The following is a 20836-nucleotide window of genomic DNA, read 5'->3' as shown; positions in this document are numbered from 1 at the left end:
CTACCAGCGCAGCTCTTGCGGCTGACGGCGGCTGGCGTTGACATGCAACCGATCGACCCGGCCGTCACGTAGGCGAATGATGCGATCGGCCATGTCGCCGATCACCTCGTTGTGGGTGATGATTGCCACGGTGGTGCCGGTGCTGCGATTGATCTGCTCGAGCACCTCCAGCACGCGTATGCCGGTCTGGAAGTCGAGAGCCCCGGTGGGCTCGTCACACAGTAGTACGTCGGGCTGCTTGGCCACGGCTCGGGCGATGGCGACGCGCTGCTGTTCGCCGCCCGATAGCTGGGAGGGGAAGTGGTCGAGGCGATGCTCCAGGCCCACCAATGCCAGGGCCTCTTCCGGGGCTAGCGGGTTGCGGCTGATGTCGGTCACGATGGCGACGTTCTCCCGCGCGGTGAGACTCGAGATCAGGTTGTAGAACTGAAACACGAAGCCCACATGGTGGCGGCGAAAGCGGGTCAGCTCACGCTGGCTCGATGCTGCCAGGTCCAGCCCGCTCTGCTTTGGTGACGGCGCCATGGGAGAAGGGAGATGAGAGGTCGGATAGTAGACCAATGAACCCTCGCTGGGGCTGTCCAGGCCGCCGAGGATATTGAGCAGCGTCGACTTGCCCGAGCCCGATGCCCCGAGCATCACCACCAGCTCACCCTTGAACAGCTCCAGGTCGACGCCGCGGAGTGCCTGTATGGTGACTTCGCCCATTTGGTAGAAGCGCTTCAAGCCTCGGGTCTGGAACACCACTTCTGACATGACGTATTAGTCGTCTGGTGGGGGCAGTTATACGCTAGGCTAGCATGCCGTACTGCCCTGGCATGCTTGATCGATGTCAATGGAAATGCAAAAGCCTAGCGAGTGAGGAGCCTGCCGTCGTCGCCGATATCCAGGCGCAGGTTGCGCCCGGCCAGCAGGGCGAAGCCGGCCGCGGCCGCCACGATGAGCAACAGTACGAGGGTGAGTACGTTCATGTTCACTTCAAGCTGTAGCAGTACGCCCACGGCCAGGGGCCCCATGGCCGCGAGGGTATAGCCACCGCCCTGGGCCAGGCCGGAAAGCTTGCCGGCCAGGCGTGAATTGGCCGTGCGCAGCACGATCAGGGTAAGGGCGAGACTGAAGCTTCCGCCCTGGCCCAGCCCTAGCAGCACCACGCCCGGCCAGCGCCAGCTCTCGCCTGCCTGCAGTAGCAGCCACAGGCCGCCTCCTACGCAACCCAGCACCAGCAGCAGGGCAGGACGCTGGTCGCGGCTGAAGCGTGCCAGCCACGGCGCCCCCAAGGCGGATATCAGCTGTACCATGACCGAAGCGCCCATCATCCAACCCGCCTCGGCTTCACTGTAGCCGCGGGCCTGCAGCAGGGTTGGCAGCCAGCCGAAGACGATGTAGGCCAACGAGGATTGGCTGCCCATCAGCAGCATGACCTGCCATGCCAGCGGCTGCCCGAGGAGTTCGCGCATGCTGCCGCCGACAGGCGGCGTGGCAATGGCGCGCGGCGTGCGCGGCATGAGCGCTACCCAGGCCAGCAAGGCCAGGCCGGCGAGTAGCCCCCAACTGATCAGGCTGAAGCGCCAGCCCCCCAACAGATTGGCGAGGGGGATGCTCAGACCGGCACCGAGGGCGCCCCCCAGGCACAGGGCCATGGTATAGACCCCGGTCATGAGGTCCGCGCCGCCGGGAAGCTCGCGCTTGACCAGCGCCGGGAGCAGAGTGCCGGCAACGCCGATGGCGGCACCCACCAGCAGGGTGCCGATGAACAGCAACGGCACGGCTGGGACGCCGCGCAGCAACAGGCCGAGGATCAGGATGCCCAGAGACAGGGTCAGGGTACTCTCGGGGCCAACGCGCTTGGCCAGCCAGGGTGCCAGCGGCGCAAAGATGCCCAGGCAGAGTACCGGCAGCGTGGTCAGGGCGCCGATGGCGAGGGGTGTCAGGCCGGTTTCGGCCTTGATTCGCAACAGTAGCGGGGCAAGTGAGGAGAGGGCGGGTCTCAGGTTGAGACCCACCAGCACCATCAGAAAAAGGAAGAGCACAACGCGTCGCGGATCGGGGCGGGCCTCAGTCGTCATGGCCTCGCCACTTGCCGGCTCTCCTGCGGGTGTCATGCCTTGAGGAAGCTGCGTGCGCCTCGCGGCGAGCGATCAGGGAATCCTCGTTCACTCCACGAGGATCGAAGTTGACCCGCCCCGGATCGGTGGATTCCTGGACCTGGCGACGGATGTCCGAAACGTCCTCGATGCTGACCAGCAGTTCCTGATTGCCCAGCACTTGGCGCTGGGCAGTCAGGCGACCTTCGAAGGTCCAGCAGCGCTGTGGTACCTGAGCGACATACCAGCTGCGACCTTGCCAATGGGCGTGCCCTTGGGTATCCAGTTGCAGGGCCTCGAGCGGCACCAGGGTGGCGAACAGGCGTGCATTGAGCACCATGCCGCCGTTGGCCATGTGGATGGGGCCTTCATAGCGTCCGGCATTGAGATCCTCGATGACGCTGCTACGCTTGGCGCGAGGCTCGATGCTGCCCTGGCCGCAGAGATGTAGCAGGCTGTCATCGATCTGCTTGATGACCCAGACCGGAATGGGTTGCTTTCCGGTCAGCCATTTGAGCATGCTCGAGCCTCCTTGCATCGTCAGGTGAGGTTTTATGAGCCGTATACCATCCCATATCCCATACGCCTCGCCAACTACCAAGCCCCACTAAGCGAGCCGCTCAGGCCCGGCGGCTGCCTTGCCCACGGCTGCGTCGGCGGCGCGGTGCCTGGGCATCGCCGCTGGTCGTGTTGCCAGCAGCAACGCGCTGGCCCGACTGGCCACGATTGCTGCCGCCCTGGCGAGGCTGGCCGCCGCGTCGGTTGCGACCGTTCTCGATCGGCTCGGGCTTGGCGTTTGGGTCGGGCTCGAAGCCAGGCTCGATGTGCTTTTGCAGGTCGCGCTTGATCAGCCGCTCGATACCCTTCAGCAGACCGTGTTCGTCGACGCAGACGAGCGAGACGGCCTGACCTTCGCTGCCGGCACGGCCGGTACGGCCAATACGGTGCACGTAATCCTCGGCGACATTGGGCAGTTCGAAGTTGACCACATGGGGCAGTTCGCTGATGTCCAGGCCTCGGGCGGCGATGTCGGTTGCCACCAGTACCTGCAGGTCGCCGCTCTTGAATGCGGCCAGCGCCTTGGTGCGTGCCGTCTGGCTCTTGTTGCCATGGATCGCCATGGCCGGGATGTCCTGCTTGGAGAGCTGCTCGGCCAAGCGGTTGGCGCCGTGCTTGGTGCGGGTAAAGACCAGCACCTGATGCCAGGCATGTCGAGTGATCAGGTGAGCCAGGAGATCGCGCTTCTTCTCCCGATCGACGCGGTAGACCGCCTGTTCGACGGTTTCCGCCGTGGTGTTGCGGCGAGCCACCGAGATCTTCTCGGGGTTGTCGAGCAGCTTGGCGGCCAGCGCCTGAATCTCGTCGGAGAAGGTGGCCGAGAACAGCAGGTTCTGGCGCTTTGCGGGCAGTACCCGCAGCACTTTCTTGATGTCGTGGATGAAGCCCATGTCGAGCATGCGGTCGGCTTCATCGAGGACCAGGATCTCCACCTTGGAGAGGTCGACGTGCCTTTGCTGGTGCAGGTCGAGCAGGCGGCCGGGGGTCGCCACCAGCACGTCGAGGCCGGGGCGAATGGCATCCACCTGGGGTTGCTGGCCTACGCCGCCGAAGATGACGTGGCTCTTCAGGGTGAGATGACGGCCGTAGTCGGCGACGCTCTCGCCTACCTGGGCGGCCAGTTCGCGGGTGGGCGTCAGCACCAGGGCGCGTACCTGACGCTGGCCGGGGCGCGGGCCGTCGGCCAGGCGCTGCAGCATTGGCAGGGTAAAGCCTGCGGTCTTGCCGGTGCCGGTCTGGGCGCTGGCCAGCAGGTCGCCACCCTTGAGCACGGTGGGAATGGCCTGGAGCTGGATCGGGGTCGGTGTGGTGTAGCCTTGTGCCTCGACGGCACGCAGCAGTTCGGCCCGCAGGCCGAGATCGGAAAAGAGGGTCATGCGGTCTCCGCAGATACGTCCTCGCCGTGCCACGTGCAGCTTGCACATGGCCAGTCCCGGGCCAAGACGTGAGAAATTCGGTTCAGGGGCGCGGCAGGAGGGACTACGAATCGCCGCGTGGGGGCATTATGCCAGTTTATTTCCCGCGCTGCAGCTTTCCTTGCGCTCCCGCCTTTTTACCCGGGGCGGCTTCGAGGCCTTCCTTGAGGCGGGCGAGCACGGCGGCATTCAAGCCCTCGATCTCGTCGAGCGCTTGCGGTTCCAGCCGATGGAGCCGCTCGGGATCGCTGATGCCATGAACGAAGAGGACCTGAGCACTTGCCGGACCGACGCCCTTGACCTGGGTGAGCCTGATGGCGTGGCGTGAGAGCAGGGTGGTACGCCGGGTGTCGTCCAGATGTTCCCAGCCCCCACGCTGATAGAGATCGCAGGCGTACCGATCCAGGCCAAGGCGCAGGCTTTCCAGTACGGGTTGTGCCTGTTGGGAATCGATCTGCTGGAGCGCATCCGCGAGCTGATCGCAGCATGCGCTGATCGTCTCCAGCCGATCGACGGCAGCTTGGGAAGACTTCGACTCCAGCGCGGCAAGCAGTTCCCGCTCGAGTCGTTGGGCGAGGCTTTGCAGCGCCAGGGCGGTAGCGCGATCAGGCACTGCCTGGCCCGTCGCGACAGGGAAGGGGCTGGCCGGCATGTGGCGTCCTTGTGGTCAGTTCGCTTATCAGACTAGACCAGGATGACCATGCAGGTAGGGTTCAGCGCGCTTGCCTGATACCCGTGGCAATGTCGCTTACCACTCGGTCCCAACTGCTGCCCAGTGCGCGAACCAGCGCAGGGTAACCGTCGTCGTCGAGTTCCGTCTCCACATGGAAGCGCTCCATGGCTAGCAGACGTCCATCCGGGGCCAGTAGCTGCCACTGTCCGCTGGCGATGGCCAGGCCGTCATGGCGGCCCTGAAAGCGGTCCACTTCGAGGCGCAGGCGCAGAGCCTCGCTGCGCCCGAGGCTGGCCTCGTCGCGCATGACGCGGGTGTCGGGGAGACGCTCCGCCAGCCTTGCACGAAGGCCGCGCTCCAATTGGCGTCCCAACGGCTCGGCCCACAAGTGCTGGCGGGCGGCGTTGAGCGTGATGTCATCGAGTTGCAACACGATGCCATCGGTGTCCAGGTAGTGCGCCAGGCGCGGCGGCTGCACGACCAGCAAGTGCTCCGCCGCGGGGCTGCCGACCGACAGCGCGGTGCCGCTATCGGGTAGCATGTAACGGTTGGCAGGCGTCGTGGGCGAAGCGCAGCCGGCAAGCAGCAGCATGCTTGCCAACAGGGCAAGCTGGGGAATCCATCTCATGCAAAGCTTCCTTTCGACGCGATGACAACAGCATAGCGATTCATTGGACGGACCTCATCAGTTGCGTCGCGGTGCGCGCGGTGTCGGATCCTCTGTGTCGAGGCTATCGAACAGCAGCGCCCTGGGGTTCTCGTTGAGTGTGCGTGTGACCGGCTGCAGATCGCGCATCAGGCGCTCCAGCCGCTCGGCGGTGGCGGTCAGCTCGCGATAGGCACTGGAATCCGGTGACAGACCCTCCAGGGTTTCACGTAGCGCCTCCAGCGAGGCGTTGAGGTTGGCTGGCAGGTTGCGGGTGCCCGGGTCGTCGAGCATGCCTTGCAGTGAGGCACTGAGCTCGCGCACCTCGCTCAACATGGCTTCGGAGGCGGTCAGGCTGCGGTCCAGGCCAGCGAGCAGCGGCTCGATCTCGAGCGCGTTGAGCTTCTCCAGCAGAGCGGTGACCTGGGCCTCGATCTGGGCGAAACCGGTCGATGTCGTCGGGAAAACGGTACGTTCGCTGAAGGTTTCCGCCAGGTAATTCTCCGCTTCGTCACGGTAGAAGTTGATGTCGACGAACATCGAGCCGGTGAGCAGGTTACCCGACTTGAGCGAGGCGCGCAGGCCGACGCCGAACAGTCGCTTGAAGCGTTCGTCCCACTCTCCGAGATCGACCTGCTGGTTCTCGATACCGAGGCGCTGCGGTTCGATGCGAATCAGCACCGGGATGGCGAAGCCGTTGCGTGTACCCGGCTGCTCGGCGGTGAACTGCCAGGGCACGGCTGCCACGGTGCCGATGCGCACGCCGCGGAATTCCACCGGCGCCCCACGCGATAGCCCGCGGACGCTGTCTTCCACCAGCAGTACGTATTCCAGGTAGCGATTGAAGGTGCCCTGGCGGGCACTCTCTTCGTCGGGGTAGAGGTTGAAGGTAGTGTCGTTCTCTACCGGACCGCCACGCGGCAGGTCTTCGGGCACGCCGAAGGTCACGCCGCCGCCGAGCAGGGCCTCGAGGGATTCCACGTTGATGCGAATGCCGTCCGCATCGAGGCGCAGGTCGATGCCGCTGGCCGACCAGAACCGGGTGCTGTCGGTGACCAGGCGGTCGTAGGGGCTCTCGATGAAGATACGCTGGGTCATGCGCCGCGTATCGGCATCGAAGTTGGCTTCCTCGACGCGGCCCACGGTATAGCCTTGATAGGTGACGGGGTCGCCGGCGCGCAGCGAGTTGCCAAGCTCGCTGACCAGGTTGATACGTAGCCCGGCGGCATCGGCCGGTGCCACGGGAGGAAGATCGCTGACCTGGAACTCGCGCACGCCGGGCTCGCCGCTACCCGGCTGAAGCTGGATGTAGGCGCCGGAAAGCACGGTACCCAGGCCGCTTATGCCCTCGCGGCCGATGCGTGGCTTGACCACCCAGAAGCGGCTGCCTTCGGTCAGCATGGCTTCGCTATTGGGAGACATTCGCGCGGTGATCACGGTATGCGTCAGGTCGTCGGAGAGCTGCACGCGCTCCACCCGGCCTACCTCGACATTGCGGGTCTTGATCAGGGTGCTGCCGGCCTCGATGCCTTCCGCATTGCTCATGGTCAGGGTGATCAACGGGCCGCGGCTGCGATAGTTGTCGTAGACCAGCCATAGGCCGATCAGCATGGCCACGATGGGCACGATCCAGATTGGCGACAGGCGACGTTGCGGCGTCGGTTTGGCGCGGTGCATGTCGCGGCTGGCCTCGTTGTCTCGAGGGGTATCGCTCATTCAGTGGTTCCTTGCGTTTCACGAGAGTCACGCGGCAGGGGCGTGTCCCAGATCAGTCGGGGGTCGAAGGTCATGGCGGCCAGCATGGTCAGCACCACTACGGCAGCGAACGCCAGGGCGGCGGGGCCGGGGGTGATCGACATCAGTGAGCCGGCACGAATCAGCGCCACCAGAATGGCGACCACGAAGACGTCCACCATCGACCAGCGCCCGATGAATTCGGTCAGGCGGTACAGTCGCGTGCGGTTGCTGGCATTGAGTTCGTCGCTGCGCTTGACTACCAGGCAGAGCCAGGCGAGCGCCACCAGCTTGCCCACCGGAACGATCACGCTGGCCACGAAGATGACCACGGCAACCGGCCAGGAACCCATCTGAATCAGTTCCACCACGCCACCGATGATGGTGGAGGGGGCGCTATGCCCGAGACTGGTGGTGGTCATGATGGGGTAGACGTTGGCTGGGATGTACATGAGTGCGGAGGCCGCGATCAGCGCCCAGGTGCGCTGCAGGCTGTGCGGCAAGCGTGCATGCAGCCGTTCGCCGCAGCGTCGGCAGTATCCGCGTCCGTCGGCCTCCAGGCGATTGACCAGCCCGCAGGTGGGGCAGCCGGTCAGGCCCTGACCGGCTGCCGTTGCTCCGGTGCGGGCTCCTTCGGGGGCCAGCGGCTCACCGGCCAGCGAGAACCACATCCAGTCCGAGTCGATGGACTGGGTCGTGGCCAGCAGCAGCAGGGCGAAGGCGCAGAAGGCCCAGAAGGAGATCCCCAGTTCGATCTGGGCCAGGTCTGCCACCTTGATCAGGCTCACCAGCGCGCCAATGATGAAGACGTCGGCCATCATCCACGGGTTAAGATGAGCCAGCGCGCGGGCTATGCCACGGCTGGCCGGCAACGGCTGACCCTGCAGCAGGCCCAGCTGCAGCCACATCACGCACAGCAGGTAGATGCCGGGCAGCACGGCGATCGTCATGATCACGGCAATGGCCACCAGTGGCTGATCGAAGCCGATCAGCGTGGTGGCCGTCTGGGTAAGCTCGATGCGGTTGCCGAAGCCGCTGACACTGAAGCTGACGAAGGGAAAGGAGATCGCCAGCAACAGGGCGACCATGGCCGCCATCGCCAGTGCCATGCTGCGCTGGGCCGGGCGATGGTGGCGCGTGGCCAGGATGTGCCCGCAGCGTGGGCAATCCGCTCGCTGCCCTGACCGCAGTGGCGGCAATGCTACCAGCCAGTCGCACTCATGGCAGGCGCGCAGGCGCCGACGCGAGGTGCGTACCTCGGGTGGGGTCTGGTCGACCCGGGGTTCGCCAGGGGCGGGCAGGAAGCGAAGGGGCTGGTTGAACACTTGAGAGACGACCCGACGACGGTAATGAAGCGAGGAGTGCCCATCCGCTTGCATGAACTGGGCATATTGAAGTGTGACACGTTGACGCCATGCGTACCATATACAAACATTCGACCCTGAATGTTCCCTGAGGAGATCAAATTGTTACTTCCCGTGATGGCCGTAGTGGCAGGTCTTGTGCTGCTGGTCTGGAGCGCCGAGCGCTTCGTCGATGGTGCGGCAGCGACATCCCGTCGTCTCGGTGTTTCACCGCTGCTGGTGGGTATGCTGGTCATTGGTTTCGGCACTTCGGCGCCGGAGCTGATGGTTTCTTCGCTGGCGGCGAGCCAGGGCAACCCGGGGTTGGCACTCGGTAACGGCTACGGTTCGAACATCGCCAACATTGGACTGATCCTGGGGCTCATGGCAGTCATCGCGCCGTTGGCGGTGCACTCCAGCGTGATTCGGCGCGAGCTGCCGATTCTGGTGGCGGTGACGTTCTTGTCGGCGCTGCTGATGTGGGGCGGCCTGATCGGTCGTCTCGAAGGCAGCCTGCTGCTCGTGCTGCTGGCGGCCATGATCGGCTTCAGCATCTGGCATGCCCGGCGCAGCGGCCCCGACCCGCTTGGCGACGAAACCGAGGAGAGCCTGCAGGCCCATCCCATGTCGCTGCGCAGCGGTGTGATCTGGACGCTCGTCGGCCTGATCCTGCTGGTGGTGAGTTCGCGTGTGCTGGTCTGGGGAGCGGTGGAGATTGCCGTTGGTTTCGGCGTCAGCGATCTGATCATCGGTCTGACCGTCGTCGCCGTCGGTACCTCGCTGCCGGAGTTGGCGTCCTCCTTCAGTGCGTTGCGCAAGGGCGAACACGATCTGGTGGTGGGTAACGTGGTGGGATCCAATCTGTTCAATACCCTGGGCGTGGTCGGGTTGGCCGCGGTCATTCATCCCATCGAGGTAGGGGCCGAGGTACTGTTGCGAGATTGGAGTCTGATGACCGTCATGACACTGCTGATGACGGTCTTCGCGATTGGCTGGAAGGGGCGTCCGGGACGGATCAACCGGCTCGAGGGCGCGATGCTGCTGACGCTGTTCATCGGTTATACCGTTTTCATGGTGCACCTGGTCGTGCAGAGTGCCAGCGCACTCTAGTGGGGAAGCTGCGACAACCCGACACAGCAAGAAGCAGGGACTCGGCGCCCGCGCTCTAGTAGGCTTTGCGGATACAAGCACAAGACGAACCGACAAGTATTGACCCAGGACAGAGTTAAGGCATGTAGGGTTTTGTAAGCAACGATACCCTGCATTGCCTACTGTTCTAGTCTCTGGGAATACCCTAGCCGAGTATCGAGGTGAAATGCGCCACGACATGTCCAGGAAGGACGTGATCGGAAGCACAACAACAGCACCCTGTGTGCTTTCGCATCCCTTGAGACGTTGACTCTTTCGCAGCCAAGAGGTACGTCATGGAGCTTGATCCCGTATTGCTATCGCGATTGCAGTTCGCCTTCGTCGTCTCCTTCCACGCCATCTTCCCGGTCTTCACCATCGGCCTGGCATCCTACATCACCGTGCTGCATGCGCTGTTCTACAAGACACGCAATCCGGCGTGGGACCGCCTGGCCTACCTCTGGACCAAGGTGTTTGCCGTGGCCTTCGGCATGGGGGTGGTGTCCGGCATCGTGATGTCCTTCCAGTTCGGCACCAACTGGAGCAATTTCTCCCAGGCGAGCGCCAACTTCATCGGCCCGCTGCTGAGCTACGAGGTGGTCACCGCCTTCTTCCTCGAGGCAGCGTTCCTCGGCGTGCTGCTGTTCGGTCGCGGTCGGGTGCCGCAGGGGGTGCACCTGTTCGCCGCTGGCATGGTTGCGCTAGGCACCTTCATCTCGACCTTCTGGATCCTGGCGGCCAACAGCTGGATGCATACGCCGGCCGGCGTCGAGTTCACCGATGGCGTCTTCCGGGTCACCTCGTGGACCGAGGCGATCTTCAATCCCTCGTTCCCGTATCGCTTCGCCCACATGGCCATGGCCTCGTTCATTACCGGCGGCTTCGTCGTCGCCGGGGTCAGCGCCTGGTACCTGCTGATCGGCCGTGACGTGGAAGCGAATCGCAAGGCGCTGTCGATGTGCCTGTGGATGCTGCTGGTGCTGACGCCGGCCCAGGCCTTCGTCGGCGACCTCCATGGCCTCAATACCTTCGAGCACCAGCCGGTCAAGCTCTCCGCCATGGAGGGCAACTGGGAGACCCGCGAAGGAGCGCCGTTCCTGATCGCCGCCTGGCCGGACCAGGCGGCGCAGCAGAACCGCTTCGAGATCGGCATTCCCTATGCGGCGAGCCTGATCCTCACACATGAGCTGCACGGCGAGATACCCGGCATCCTCGAGGTGCCGCCGGAAGAGCAGCCGCCGGTAGCGCTGGTGTTCTGGGCCTTTCGGGTGATGATCGGTATCGGCTTCCTGATGATCGCCGTATCGCTGGTTGGCCTCTACCTGCGGCGCGGCGGAAGGGTCTACCACTCCCGAGCCTACCTGCAGACGCTGCGGTTGATGTCCGTCACGCCTTTCATGGCCGTGCTTGCCGGCTGGATAACCACCGAGTCGGGCCGGGCGCCGTGGTTGGTCTACGGCATCATGACCCACGCCGAAGGGGTCACGCCCTCGCTGACCGGCGGCATGGCGCTGTTCACCTTGATCGGCTACGTGATGGTGTACGGCATCGTCTTCTACGCCGGGACTTATTACCTCACACGGGTCATCCGCTACGGCATGCAACCCAAGGACGAGGAGAAGGTGATCGACGATTTCGAGACCCCGAAGCGACCGTGGTCGGCTACCCACACCCCGTTTGACGATGACCCATCCAAGGAGGGAGTCTGACCATGGAAATGTTCGATCTGTCCTTGATCTGGGCGCTGATCATCGGCTTCGCCATCATGATGTACGTGCTGATGGACGGCTTCGACCTGGGGCTCGGCATCCTCTTTCCGTTCGCCCCCGACGAGGATGCCCGAGACGTGATGATGAACACGGTGGCGCCGGTGTGGGACGGCAACGAGACCTGGCTGGTGCTGGGGGGAGCCGGGCTACTGGCGGCGTTTCCACTGGTCTACTCGGTGTTCTTGCCGGCGTTGTACATTGGCGTGTTCCTGATGTTGGCAGGGCTGGTGTTTCGCGGCGTGGCCTTCGAGCTGCGCTTCAAGTCGCGTCGAGACCGCCCCGGCCGACGGTTTTGGAATTGCGCCTTCAGCGGCGGTTCCGCCGTGGCAGCCTTTGCCCAAGGGGCCGTGGTGGGCACTTATATCCAAGGGTTCGAGACCGAGAACATGGTCTATGTAGGCGGCCCGCTCGACTGGCTGACGCCGTTCACGGTGCTTACCGGGATCGGCATGATGATCGGCTACGCGTTGCTGGGTACCACCTGGCTGATTCTCAAGTCGGAGGGGTATATCCAGGCCTGGGCCTACCGGCTGACCACGCCGCTGCTGCTGGCCGTGCTGGCCATCTTTGCCATCATCAGTGTCTGGACACCGCTAGTGAACGAGGTCGTCTGGGAGCGCTGGTTCGGTCACCTTCATGTGATCTGGATGCTGCCTGCACTAACCCTGCTGTGTATGTTCACGGTGCACTGGGCGTCACGTCGCGGTTACGAGATGCTGCCGTTCATCGCGACGCTGGGTACCTTCCTGTTTACCTACCTGGGTCTGGTGGTCAGCAAGTGGCCCTGGATCGTGCCGCCGAACTACACCATCTGGGATGCCGCCTCCGCACCGGAATCCCAGCTCTTCCTGCTGATTGGCGTGCTCTTCGTGTTGCCTTTCGTGCTGGTCTATACCTTCTGGTCCTACTGGGTATTCCGCGGCAAGGTGCGGGCCGGCGAGGGTTATCACTGAGCCCATGAGGTCCGACACCCGTTCGGCCCTGGGGCCGCGCCGCTGGCTGGTGACTCATGCCGCCAGCCAACGCGTCTGGTTGGGCCTGGCGGCCATCGCCGGGGTTGCCGTCGGTGCACTGACGGTCGTCCAGATGACCCTGCTGGCCTGGATCGTCAGCCGCCTGCTGGTCGCTGGCGATTCCCTGGCTGCGCTGACCTGGGCCTTCTTCGCCCTGGTTGCCGTGCTGATAGCGAGGGCGCTGTGTCATTGGGGGCAGGAGGTGGCCGGCCAGGAGGCGAGCCTGCGCATTCGCCAGTCGATTCGCGGTGAGCTGCTGGATCATCTTGCCGCGATGGGGCCGGTGCGGGCAGGCGCTCGTCATTCGGGTGGGCTGGCCAGCCAACTGGTCGAGCAGGTCGAGGCGCTGGACGGTTACTTTGCCCGTTTCCTGCCACAGTTACGGCTCAGCGTGGCCACTCCGCTACTGGTTCTCATCGTGGTGTTCTGGCTCGATTGGCTGGCGGCCCTGTTCCTGCTGCTGGCGGCACCCCTGATACCGCTGTTCATGGCCTTGGTAGGGATGGGCGCCGAGCGACTCAACCGGGAACAGTTTGCTGCCGTCAGTCGTCTCTCGGGCCACTTCCTCGACCGTGTACGTGGAATCGCCACCCTACAGCTCTTCCATCGCACCCGTGAAGCCGGTGTAGAGGTCCACGAGGCGGCGGATCGCTATCGGCGCCTGAGCATGCGGACGCTGCGTGTGGCCTTTCTCTCCTCGGCGGTGCTCGAGTTCTTCGCCTCGGTGGCGATTGCCGTGGTCGCGATCTACGTGGGCTTCGGCCTGCTGGGATATATCGACTTCGGCCCGGCGGAGGAGCTGACGCTGTTCAGTGGTCTGCTGGTGCTGCTGCTGGCGCCGGAATTCTTTCAGCCGCTGCGCATCCTGGCGCAGCACTACCATGATCGTGCGGCTGCCCTGGGCGCAGCCGATGGCATGTTGGCATTGCTCGGCGAACCGGTGCGTTCGCCTGCCGATCCGACAGCCCAACCGCTGCCGGCGGATCGGCTGATTGCGCTGGAAGGCGTGGCGCTTTCGCATCCGGGGCGCGGCCGGGTGCTGGGTCCATTGAGCCTCGTAGTGGCCTCCGGCGAGACGCTGGTCGTCAGCGGCCCTTCCGGGGCCGGCAAGTCGGCGCTGCTGCAGCTGTTGGCGGGTTTCGTGACGCCCGACGAGGGTGAGCGGCGCACGCAAGCGGGACTCAAGGTCGCCTGGATGGATCAGAGGCCCGTGCTGATCCATGGCAGCCTGGCCGACAACCTCCGCCTGGCTGCACCCGAGGCCAGCGAGACCGGCCTGCAGCGGGCGCTCGAGCGTGCCGGCCTGGCGCAACTCGTGGCCACCTTGCCAGAAGGCATCGATACGCAGTTGGGTGAACGTGGCTCGGGTCTGTCAGGCGGGCAGGCGCAGCGTTTGGCACTGGCCCGGGTATTTCTCTCGGATGCTGGCCTGGTGCTGCTGGACGAACCGACCGCGAGCCTCGACGAGGAGACCGAAGCGCGGGTCATCGAATCGCTGCGAAGACTGGTCGAGGAGGGCCGGACGCTGGTCATTGCCACCCATCATCCCGCGCTGATGGCCATGGCAAGCCGGCGGCTGATGCTCGAAGAGGGGCGATTCAGCCACCAACTGGCGGAAGGGCGAGGGCATGAGTGACGAATCGTTGAGGGCAACGCTTGTCCCCTGGCTACGGCTGCTCGGGCGCCGCCGCCGGCGGCTTGTCATCGGCGTGGCATTGCTGGCGGCCACGCTGTTCTCGGCGGTCGGCCTGTTGGCGCTGTCGGGGTGGTTCATTGCCGCCAGCGCGCTCACCGGCCTGGCCTTGGCGATGGGGCTGGCAGCGAGCCTGGACGTCTACGTGCCGGGCGGCGGGATCCGCTTCTTCGCCGTTAGCCGCACCGTGGCGCGCTACCTGGAACGGCTCTACAACCACGACACCGTGCTGCGCCTGCTGGCCGATCTTCGCAGCCGCCTCTTCAACGCCATGGCCCGGCTCGACGACCGCACCCTGGCGCGGCAGCGCGCCAGTGACTGGCTCAACCGCTTGACCGCCGACATCGATACCCTCGACAGCCTTTACCTGCGCCTGCTGGCGCCCCCTGTGGTGGCGTTGGTGGCGGTGGTGCTGGTCTGTGCCTTCCTGGCGCTGTGGGTCCCGGCGGCAGGCTTGACATTGGCCGCGCTGCTGGTGCCTGCCTGGGCATGGTTGACCGTTGGCCAGGCGTGGCTGGGCATGGCCGCGAGCCGTCGTCAGGTGGGGCATCTCCAGCGCTTGCGCAGCCAGGCCATCGAGTACCTGGAAGGAATGGCGGAGCTCGAGGCCTATGGCAGCCGGGGCTGGCATCGACGCGGATTTCACCAGCGCGAGGAAGCGCTACGGCGCGACCAGCGTCGCACCGGCCGGCTGGCGGGTTTCGGCAACGCGTTGGTGAATCTGGTGGTCGGGCTGGGCATGGTGGCGGCCCTATGGCTGGCGGCGGCGGCGTGGCAGCAGGGCACGATCAGCGGTGCCGTGATGGTCATGATGCCGCTGGCGGTGCTTGCCACCGGCGAAGCGCTGGCCCTGTTGCCGGCGGCTTTCACTCACCTGGGGGCGACTCGAGGTGCGGCCGAGCGGCTCAACGCGGTGGAACAGGCAACGAGCGAGTCCGGCAGGGGCCATGACAGTCTGCCCGACGGTGCCTTGTGCGTGCGCTTCACCGACGTGAGCCTGCGCTATCCCGGCGCGCTCACGCCAGCGCTGCAAGAATTCACGCTGACCCTGGCGCCTGGCGAGCGCTTGGCGCTTACCGGTGTTTCCGGGGCGGGCAAGAGCAGCGTAGCGGCGCTGCTGACCCGCCGCCTGCCGCCCAGCCGAGGGGAGATTGTGCTTGGCGGCGTGCCGCTCGAACGGATCGAGGAGCGGTCGCTGCGTGAACGCGTGGCGATTCTCGGTCAGCGCATCGACCTGTTCCAGGGCAGCCTGGCGACCAATCTGTGGCTGGCGGCGCCGGATGCCAGTGAATCCCGGCTGTGGCAGGCCCTGGCTTGGGTCGAACTGGCAGAGTGGGCCGAATCCCTGCCGCACGGGCTGGCCACCCAGGTCGGAGAAGGGGGGCGGGCGCTTTCCGGTGGGCAGGCGCGGCGCCTGGCCCTGGCGCGGCTATGGCTGCGCGACCCGGGGCTGGTCATCCTCGACGAACCCTTCGCCGGCCTGGATGAAGGCACCGTGTCGCGGCTGACGCCGCGGCTCGACCAATGGCTGGAAGGGCGCAGCGTGCTCTACCTGGTGCACCAGCTCGACGGCGGTGTCTTCGATCCGCCTGGTATCACTCGGACGAAGCAGTTGGAGCCGGTAGGCTGACCGTTTGCGCAAATGCCGTGTATCCATCAGGATAAGTCAATAAAGGCGATGAGGTGCATCATGCGCGACTTTCTCGAGCGGCTGCCCAAAGCCGAGCTTCACCTGCACATCGAGGGCTCGCTGGAACCTGAGCTGATGTTCGCTCTGGCCCAGCGCAACGGAGTCGAATTGCCCTTCGATTCGGTCGAAGCGGTGCGTGCGGCCTACGACTTCCAGGACCTTCCTTCCTTCCTCGAGCTGTATTACCAGGGCATGAGCGTGCTCAAGCGCGCCGAGGATTTCCATGACCTGGCCATGGACTATTTCCGCCGCGCGCATCAGGAGGGCGTGGTGCACGTGGAGATGCACTTCGACCCCCAGGCCCACCTGGCCAGGGGCGTCGAGCTCGAAGCCGTCATGGAGGGGCTGAGCCTGGCTCGCCGCGAGGCCGAGCGTCAGTTGGGCATGTCTACCGCACTCATCATGGCCTTCCTGCGTGACCGCCCCGCCGATGAGGCCATGCAGGTGTTGGAAAGCGCCGCTCCCTATTGGGAGATGCTCGATGCGGTGGGGCTCGACAGCGCCGAGCGCGGCCACCCCCCATCGAAATTCATCGAAGTGTTCCAGCGCGCCAAGATGCTGGGCATCCCCCGGGTCGCCCACGCCGGGGAGGAGGGGCCGCCCGAGTATATCCGCGAGGCCCTCGACCTGCTCGACGTGTGTCGTATCGACCACGGCGTGCGCTGCCTGGAGGACCCGGCGCTAGTGGCGCGGCTGCGCGACGAAGGCGTCGTGCTGACCGTCTGCCCGCTGTCCAACGTACGCCTCAAGGTGGTGGAGCGCATCGAGGAGCACCCGCTGCCCCAACTGCTCGATGCCGGGCTGCGGCTGACGATCAACTCGGATGACCCGGCCTACTTCGGCGGTGGCATGCTGGAGAACTTCGTGGCCTGCCACGATGCTTTTGGCTGGTCGCGCGAGACCTTCATCCAACTCGCCGGCACCGCCATCGAATCCGCCTTCATGAGCGACAGGCGGCGCCTCGAGCTGCACCGGCAATTGGCCGCCTGTAGCTGAAGCGCGCCCCCGGCGGGAGCCGAGGGGCGCGCTCCTGTGCCTGCAACGTACCCTGTGGTTGGGCCGTGCCGATACCGAGTTAGGGCAGCGCGGGTACTTCGAAGTGGGGCATCTCGCCGGTCAGCGTGTGCAGGAAGGCGGTAATGTCGGCGATGGTGGCGTCGTCGAACTCACGGTTGAGCATCTCCCGACCCATGATCGCCACGGCTTCCTCGAGGGTCTCGGTGGCCCCGTTGTTCATGTACGGGTAGGTCACGCCGACGTTGCGCAGCGTGGGGGTGCGGAACTTGTGCATGTCGGCTTCATTACCGGTGACCTCGTATCGGCCAACGTCGGTGGAGCCGGGTACCTGGATGGCGTAGAAGTTGCTGTCGGTGAATGCCGGGCCGCTATGGCAGGCGATACAGCCGTTGTCGGCGAAGGCTACCATGCCATCCTTTTCCTGCTGGTTCAGCGCGTTGATGTCGCCCCGCAGGTAGCGGTCGAACGGTGAGTTCGGTGTGTTCAGCGTCCGCTCGAAGCTGGCTATTGCCATGGCCAGGTTGTCCTTGTTGATCGGATTCTCGTCCCCGGGGAAGGCTTCGGCGAATTTCTCCTGGTAGAGCGGGAACCCCTCGAGACGCTCCAGGGCCATGTCGAGGACCATGGCCATTTCGATATCGGCCTGTATCGGACCCAGCGCCTGACCCTCGAGGTCGGGCTCGCGGCCGTCCCAGAACTGCGAACCGAGGAAGCCCGAGTTGAGCACGGTGGGCGTGTTGCGCTCGCCGATTTGGCCCTCGTGGCCGGTGGCGCGCGGAATACGGTCGCTCCAGCCCAGCGCCGGGTTGTGGCAGGTAGCGCAGCTGATCACACCGCTGGAGGAGATGCGCGGCTCGAAGAACAGCATGTTGCCGAGTTCGACCTTTTCCCTGGTGAGCGAGTTTTCCGCCGGGATCGGCGGCAGGTGGGGCAGCGGCTCGAAGCGGTCGCGGTAATTGCCAAGGCCGTCGTCGGCGGTGGCACCAGTAGCCGCCAGAGCGGCGCTCAGCGATACCGCGGCGGCGAGACGGGCCGGCCGGGCGAGAGCGTAATGTGACATGACGAATCCCCTGGGTTGCAAGCTAGAGACGGTTTTAGCCTGTTATGCAACACCAGGTTACGGATGAGTCTTGAGCCGTATCAACCAAGTGAAATGGTCGGAATGGAGTGCTTATTGAGGTGGGTCAAAGTTTGATTCGTTCCGTCTCCTACGGGCGAACAAACGCTTGTCTACAGGCTCCTGAATGTGATTCCCGATAGCTATCCAACGTGGCTGGGAACGGGGCCGGCTTGTGCCGGCCCCGTTTCGTCAGTGGGTGGTGACCAGCATCACCACGCTGAGGGCGGCGGAGACCCACATGGCGGGCTTGATGTCGTAGAGCTTGCCGGTGGCCAGCTTGATCAACACGAAGCTGAGGAAGCCAAAGGCGATGCCCAGGGTGATCGAGTAGGTCAGCGGCATCAGGATGATCGCCAGGAAGGCGGGGAAGGCCTGCTCGAAGCTCGACCAGTCGATCTTGCTCACCGGCGCCAGCATGAACAGACCGACCAGCACCAGGGCCGGCGCCGTGGCGATGCCGGGGACGAGCGAGAGCAACGGCGAGAGGAACAGGAACGGCAGGAACAGGAAGGCGATGGTTACCGCCACCAGGCCGGTACGGCCGCCCTGGGCCACGCCGGCACCGGATTCGATGAAGGTCTGCGCTGCGCTGGTACCAAGCGGAGCGGCGATCATCGATGCGAAGGCGTCCACGGTCATCGAGCGCTTGAGGTTGCGCGGGTTACCGTCCTTGTCCTTGAGATCGGCGGATTCGGAGAGCGCCATGAAGCACGACAGTGCATCGAAGAAGTTGGTGAACAGCATCACGAAGATGAACGGCAGGTAGGCGACCTTGAGCGCGCCCCAGATATCCACCTGCATCACCGCGCTGAAGTCCGGCCAGGCGGCGAAGCCGCTCCATTCCACCACCACATCGCCGCCCCACAGGCGACCCATGGGCGTTGCCAGCAGGGTGGTCAGGGCGATGCCCAGGATCAGGGCGCCGTTGAAGCGCATGATCACCAGGATGGCGGTAGCCATCATGCCGATGAAGAAAGTGATCAGCGAGGCATCCATGCTGCCCAGGGTGACCAGGGTTGCGTCGCTGCCGACAATGAAGCCTGCGTTCTTGAAACCGATGAAGGTGATGAACAAGCCGATACCGCAGGTGATGGCATAGCGCAGCGAGGGCGGTATCGCGTTGATGATCGCCTCGCGCACGTTGAACATCGCCAGGGTGGCGAACAGCACGCCGGACCAGAACACACAGCCCAGCGCCACCTCCCACGACAGCCCAGCACCCTGCACCAGGGTATAGGTGAACAGGGCGTTCATCCCCATGCCCGGCGCCACCAGGATCGGGTTGCGGGCATACAGGCCCATGGCCAGGCTGCTCATGAAGCTGATCAGCACCGTCGCCGAAAGCGCAGCGGAGAAGGGAATGCCGGCATGTGAGAGGATCGCCGGGTTGACCACGATGATGTACATCGAAGCCAGGAAGGTGGCGATACCCGCGAGGATCTCTGTACGCACGCTGGAGCCCCGCCGGCTTGCGCCAAAGTACGTGTCCAGCCAGTTACCTTGGCCCAGCGACTGGCCGCTTGCCTTTTCGGCCAGGGAGGAGGAAGTCGGTTCCATAGCTTGTGTCCGTTGTTGTTGGATGGCGTTGTCGAATAAGCGTTGTTGGTTGAGGCAGCGACAGGCTTGACCGTTTGGTCAGCATGTCCGGCTACAGCCTAGAAGATATTTGACCGATTGGACAGGTGTGATGCGACTAACGTCGTAGAGTCGGGTGGGAGAGGGCTGGAGGTGGGGCATGAAGGGAGAGGGCAGTGACAAGACTCTGGAGTGGGGCTCAGTTCATCGCGGTCGTTGCTCAGGCGCGGCAGGCCGCTCCCGCGTGTGGGCGTTGCCGTCAACGCTTCGCTTGGTTACGGTAAGGAAACGCTTCACAAATCGACGAGCGAGATGAAGCACAAGGCGCACGGAGCGCAGGAACCGGAGCATATGGGGTATATGTGAGGATTCCGAGCACCGCGCAACGCAGTGATTCGTTCGCGCAGGCATTTGTGCAGCATTTCCGTAGGTAAAAGCCGCAGTAGATGGCTCTAACCAAGACGTACTCAGGGATGCCGCATTAGGGATGATGGGAATCGTCATTCATTCTGCCAGCAGGGCGGTAGCGTCCCTGAAATTCTCGACTCAACCCAACGGGCTGCGCACCACAGCTACCCCTTTGCACTGCACATGCGTTCCATTGCAGGTCTTCTCGGTCCGAGGGCTGTCGTGCTTTACGCGAATGGTCGCCTTATCTTATCAATGAGTTTTAGGGCATGTGTGTGCCTCCATACTTGGCTTCTTTGTATAAAAACTTGTGCATACAGTATATTGATTCCGGCAAAGCGCGTGTGTGAGAATTCTGCATAGGTGGCCGAGCTATGCTTTGGAATTATAGGAATCAATAGGTTAGGTAGGGTAAAGTGCGCTAGATAATAATGTTGAACGCGCAGCGGTGTTCATCCAATATCAGGACGCGTGGTCCAATCGCTGTTGGGCGTCAAACGGAGATCACTGAAATGATCGAAGGTTCTTGCCTTTGCGGAAATGTGAGGTATGAGCTACGCGGCCCGCCTCAGTCCATGTACTACTGCCACTGCAGTATGTGCCGCAAAGCTACGGGCAGTTCTTTTGCAACCAATATGTTGGTGAAAGAGAGTGATCTAGTCATAATCGTTGGAGCACATTTACTCAAAGCATTTCAGTCTAGCCCAGGAGAGAATCGGTATTTTTGCTCGGAGTGTGGGTCGCCCATATACTCAAAGGCTCGGGACAGAGAGAATGTGGTCTCTATTCGTTGCGGCACCTTGAACGGCGATCCGGGGATCCGGCCCACAGAACACATCTATGTGGCGTCGAAGGCGCCATGGTTCGAGATCCGCGATCGGCTTCCGCAGCACCTCGGGGAACCCGAGCTATGACGCCCAACAAGGCGCTCCAGCCGACGTCTGGCTCGCTACGCTCGCCGGCCGCGGCT

General features: G+C 64.1%; 17 protein-coding genes. 7 read left to right on the top strand and 10 right to left on the bottom strand.

Features of this window, described 5'->3' with window-relative positions:
• The 8 genes from ACUY1T_RS01965 to ACUY1T_RS01930 all read right to left on the bottom strand — a co-directional run bounded on the left by ACUY1T_RS01965 (position 1) and on the right by ACUY1T_RS01930 (position 8435).
• The gene (locus tag ACUY1T_RS01965; RefSeq protein ID WP_446020031.1) at positions 1 to 756 is read right to left on the bottom strand and encodes an ABC transporter ATP-binding protein; all 756 of its coding nucleotides are present in this window, start codon (positions 754 to 756) and stop codon (positions 1 to 3) included.
• A 95-nt stretch (positions 757 to 851) separates the two neighbouring features.
• Positions 852 to 2066 carry an MFS transporter gene (locus ACUY1T_RS01960; RefSeq protein WP_446020030.1) on the bottom strand — a complete coding sequence of 405 codons (1215 nt, stop codon included), beginning with the start codon at positions 2064 to 2066 and terminating at the stop codon, positions 852 to 854.
• On the bottom strand, positions 2056 to 2604 hold the full coding sequence (locus ACUY1T_RS01955; RefSeq protein ID WP_446020029.1) for a hypothetical protein: 549 nt from the start codon (positions 2602 to 2604) through the stop codon (positions 2056 to 2058). Before ACUY1T_RS01955 ends, ACUY1T_RS01960 begins: the two co-directional genes overlap by 11 nt.
• 100 nt (positions 2605 to 2704) lie before the next feature.
• On the bottom strand, positions 2705 to 4018 hold the full coding sequence (locus ACUY1T_RS01950; RefSeq protein WP_446020028.1) for a DEAD/DEAH box helicase: 1314 nt from the start codon (positions 4016 to 4018) through the stop codon (positions 2705 to 2707).
• 136 nt (positions 4019 to 4154) lie between these two features.
• Complete coding sequence (locus ACUY1T_RS01945) at positions 4155 to 4709, bottom strand: helix-hairpin-helix domain-containing protein (protein ID WP_446020027.1); 555 nt, start codon at positions 4707 to 4709, stop codon at positions 4155 to 4157.
• 61 nt (positions 4710 to 4770) lie between these two features.
• The gene (locus ACUY1T_RS01940; protein ID WP_446020026.1) at positions 4771 to 5358 is read right to left on the bottom strand and encodes a PqiC family protein; all 588 of its coding nucleotides are present in this window, start codon (positions 5356 to 5358) and stop codon (positions 4771 to 4773) included.
• 57 nt (positions 5359 to 5415) lie between these two features.
• A complete protein-coding gene (gene pqiB / locus ACUY1T_RS01935) occupies positions 5416 to 7092 on the bottom strand; it encodes an intermembrane transport protein PqiB (protein ID WP_446020025.1) in 1677 nt (558 codons plus the stop codon).
• The gene (locus tag ACUY1T_RS01930) at positions 7089 to 8435 is read right to left on the bottom strand and encodes a PqiA/YebS family transporter subunit (protein WP_446020024.1); all 1347 of its coding nucleotides are present in this window, start codon (positions 8433 to 8435) and stop codon (positions 7089 to 7091) included. The genes pqiB and ACUY1T_RS01930 overlap by 4 nt, the downstream gene beginning before the upstream one ends.
• 141 nt (positions 8436 to 8576) lie before the next feature.
• Here ACUY1T_RS01930 and ACUY1T_RS01925 point away from each other — a divergent pair, with 141 nt between their 5' ends.
• The 6 genes from ACUY1T_RS01925 (at position 8577) to ACUY1T_RS01900 (ending at position 16742) form a co-directional block, all read left to right on the top strand.
• Positions 8577 to 9563 (top strand): calcium/sodium antiporter, encoded by a 987-nt coding sequence (locus tag ACUY1T_RS01925; RefSeq protein ID WP_446020023.1) that lies wholly within the window; start codon positions 8577 to 8579, stop codon positions 9561 to 9563.
• Between the two features lie 314 nt (positions 9564 to 9877).
• Positions 9878 to 11290 (top strand): cytochrome ubiquinol oxidase subunit I, encoded by a 1413-nt coding sequence (locus tag ACUY1T_RS01920; protein ID WP_446020022.1) that lies wholly within the window; start codon positions 9878 to 9880, stop codon positions 11288 to 11290.
• Between the two features lie 2 nt (positions 11291 to 11292).
• Complete coding sequence (cydB, locus tag ACUY1T_RS01915) at positions 11293 to 12303, top strand: cytochrome d ubiquinol oxidase subunit II (RefSeq protein ID WP_446020021.1); 1011 nt, start codon at positions 11293 to 11295, stop codon at positions 12301 to 12303.
• Positions 12304 to 12307: 4 nt separating this feature from the next.
• Entirely contained in the window at positions 12308 to 13999 is a 1692-nt protein-coding gene (gene cydD / locus ACUY1T_RS01910; protein ID WP_446020020.1) for a thiol reductant ABC exporter subunit CydD, read from the top strand.
• On the top strand, positions 13992 to 15686 hold the full coding sequence (cydC, locus tag ACUY1T_RS01905; protein ID WP_446020019.1) for a thiol reductant ABC exporter subunit CydC: 1695 nt from the start codon (positions 13992 to 13994) through the stop codon (positions 15684 to 15686). The genes cydD and cydC overlap by 8 nt, the downstream gene beginning before the upstream one ends.
• Before the next feature lie 60 nt (positions 15687 to 15746).
• Complete coding sequence (locus tag ACUY1T_RS01900) at positions 15747 to 16742, top strand: adenosine deaminase (protein ID WP_446020018.1); 996 nt, start codon at positions 15747 to 15749, stop codon at positions 16740 to 16742.
• A 79-nt stretch (positions 16743 to 16821) separates the two neighbouring features.
• Here ACUY1T_RS01900 and ACUY1T_RS01895 read toward each other — a convergent pair whose 3' ends face one another.
• Complete coding sequence (locus tag ACUY1T_RS01895; RefSeq protein ID WP_446020017.1) at positions 16822 to 17823, bottom strand: cytochrome-c peroxidase; 1002 nt, start codon at positions 17821 to 17823, stop codon at positions 16822 to 16824.
• Between the two features lie 249 nt (positions 17824 to 18072).
• Positions 18073 to 19440, bottom strand: a complete 1368-nt coding sequence (locus ACUY1T_RS01890; RefSeq protein WP_446020016.1) for an NCS2 family permease — start codon at positions 19438 to 19440, stop codon at positions 18073 to 18075.
• Positions 19441 to 20297: 857 nt separating this feature from the next.
• On the opposite strand from ACUY1T_RS01890, the gene ACUY1T_RS01885 reads away from it, so the two are divergent.
• The gene (locus ACUY1T_RS01885; RefSeq protein WP_446020015.1) at positions 20298 to 20780 is read left to right on the top strand and encodes a GFA family protein; all 483 of its coding nucleotides are present in this window, start codon (positions 20298 to 20300) and stop codon (positions 20778 to 20780) included.
• Positions 20781 to 20836 lie beyond the last annotated feature (56 nt).

The organism is Billgrantia sp. Q4P2, assembly GCF_052806135.1.
This window is presented reverse-complemented; position numbering and strand designations above follow the sequence as displayed.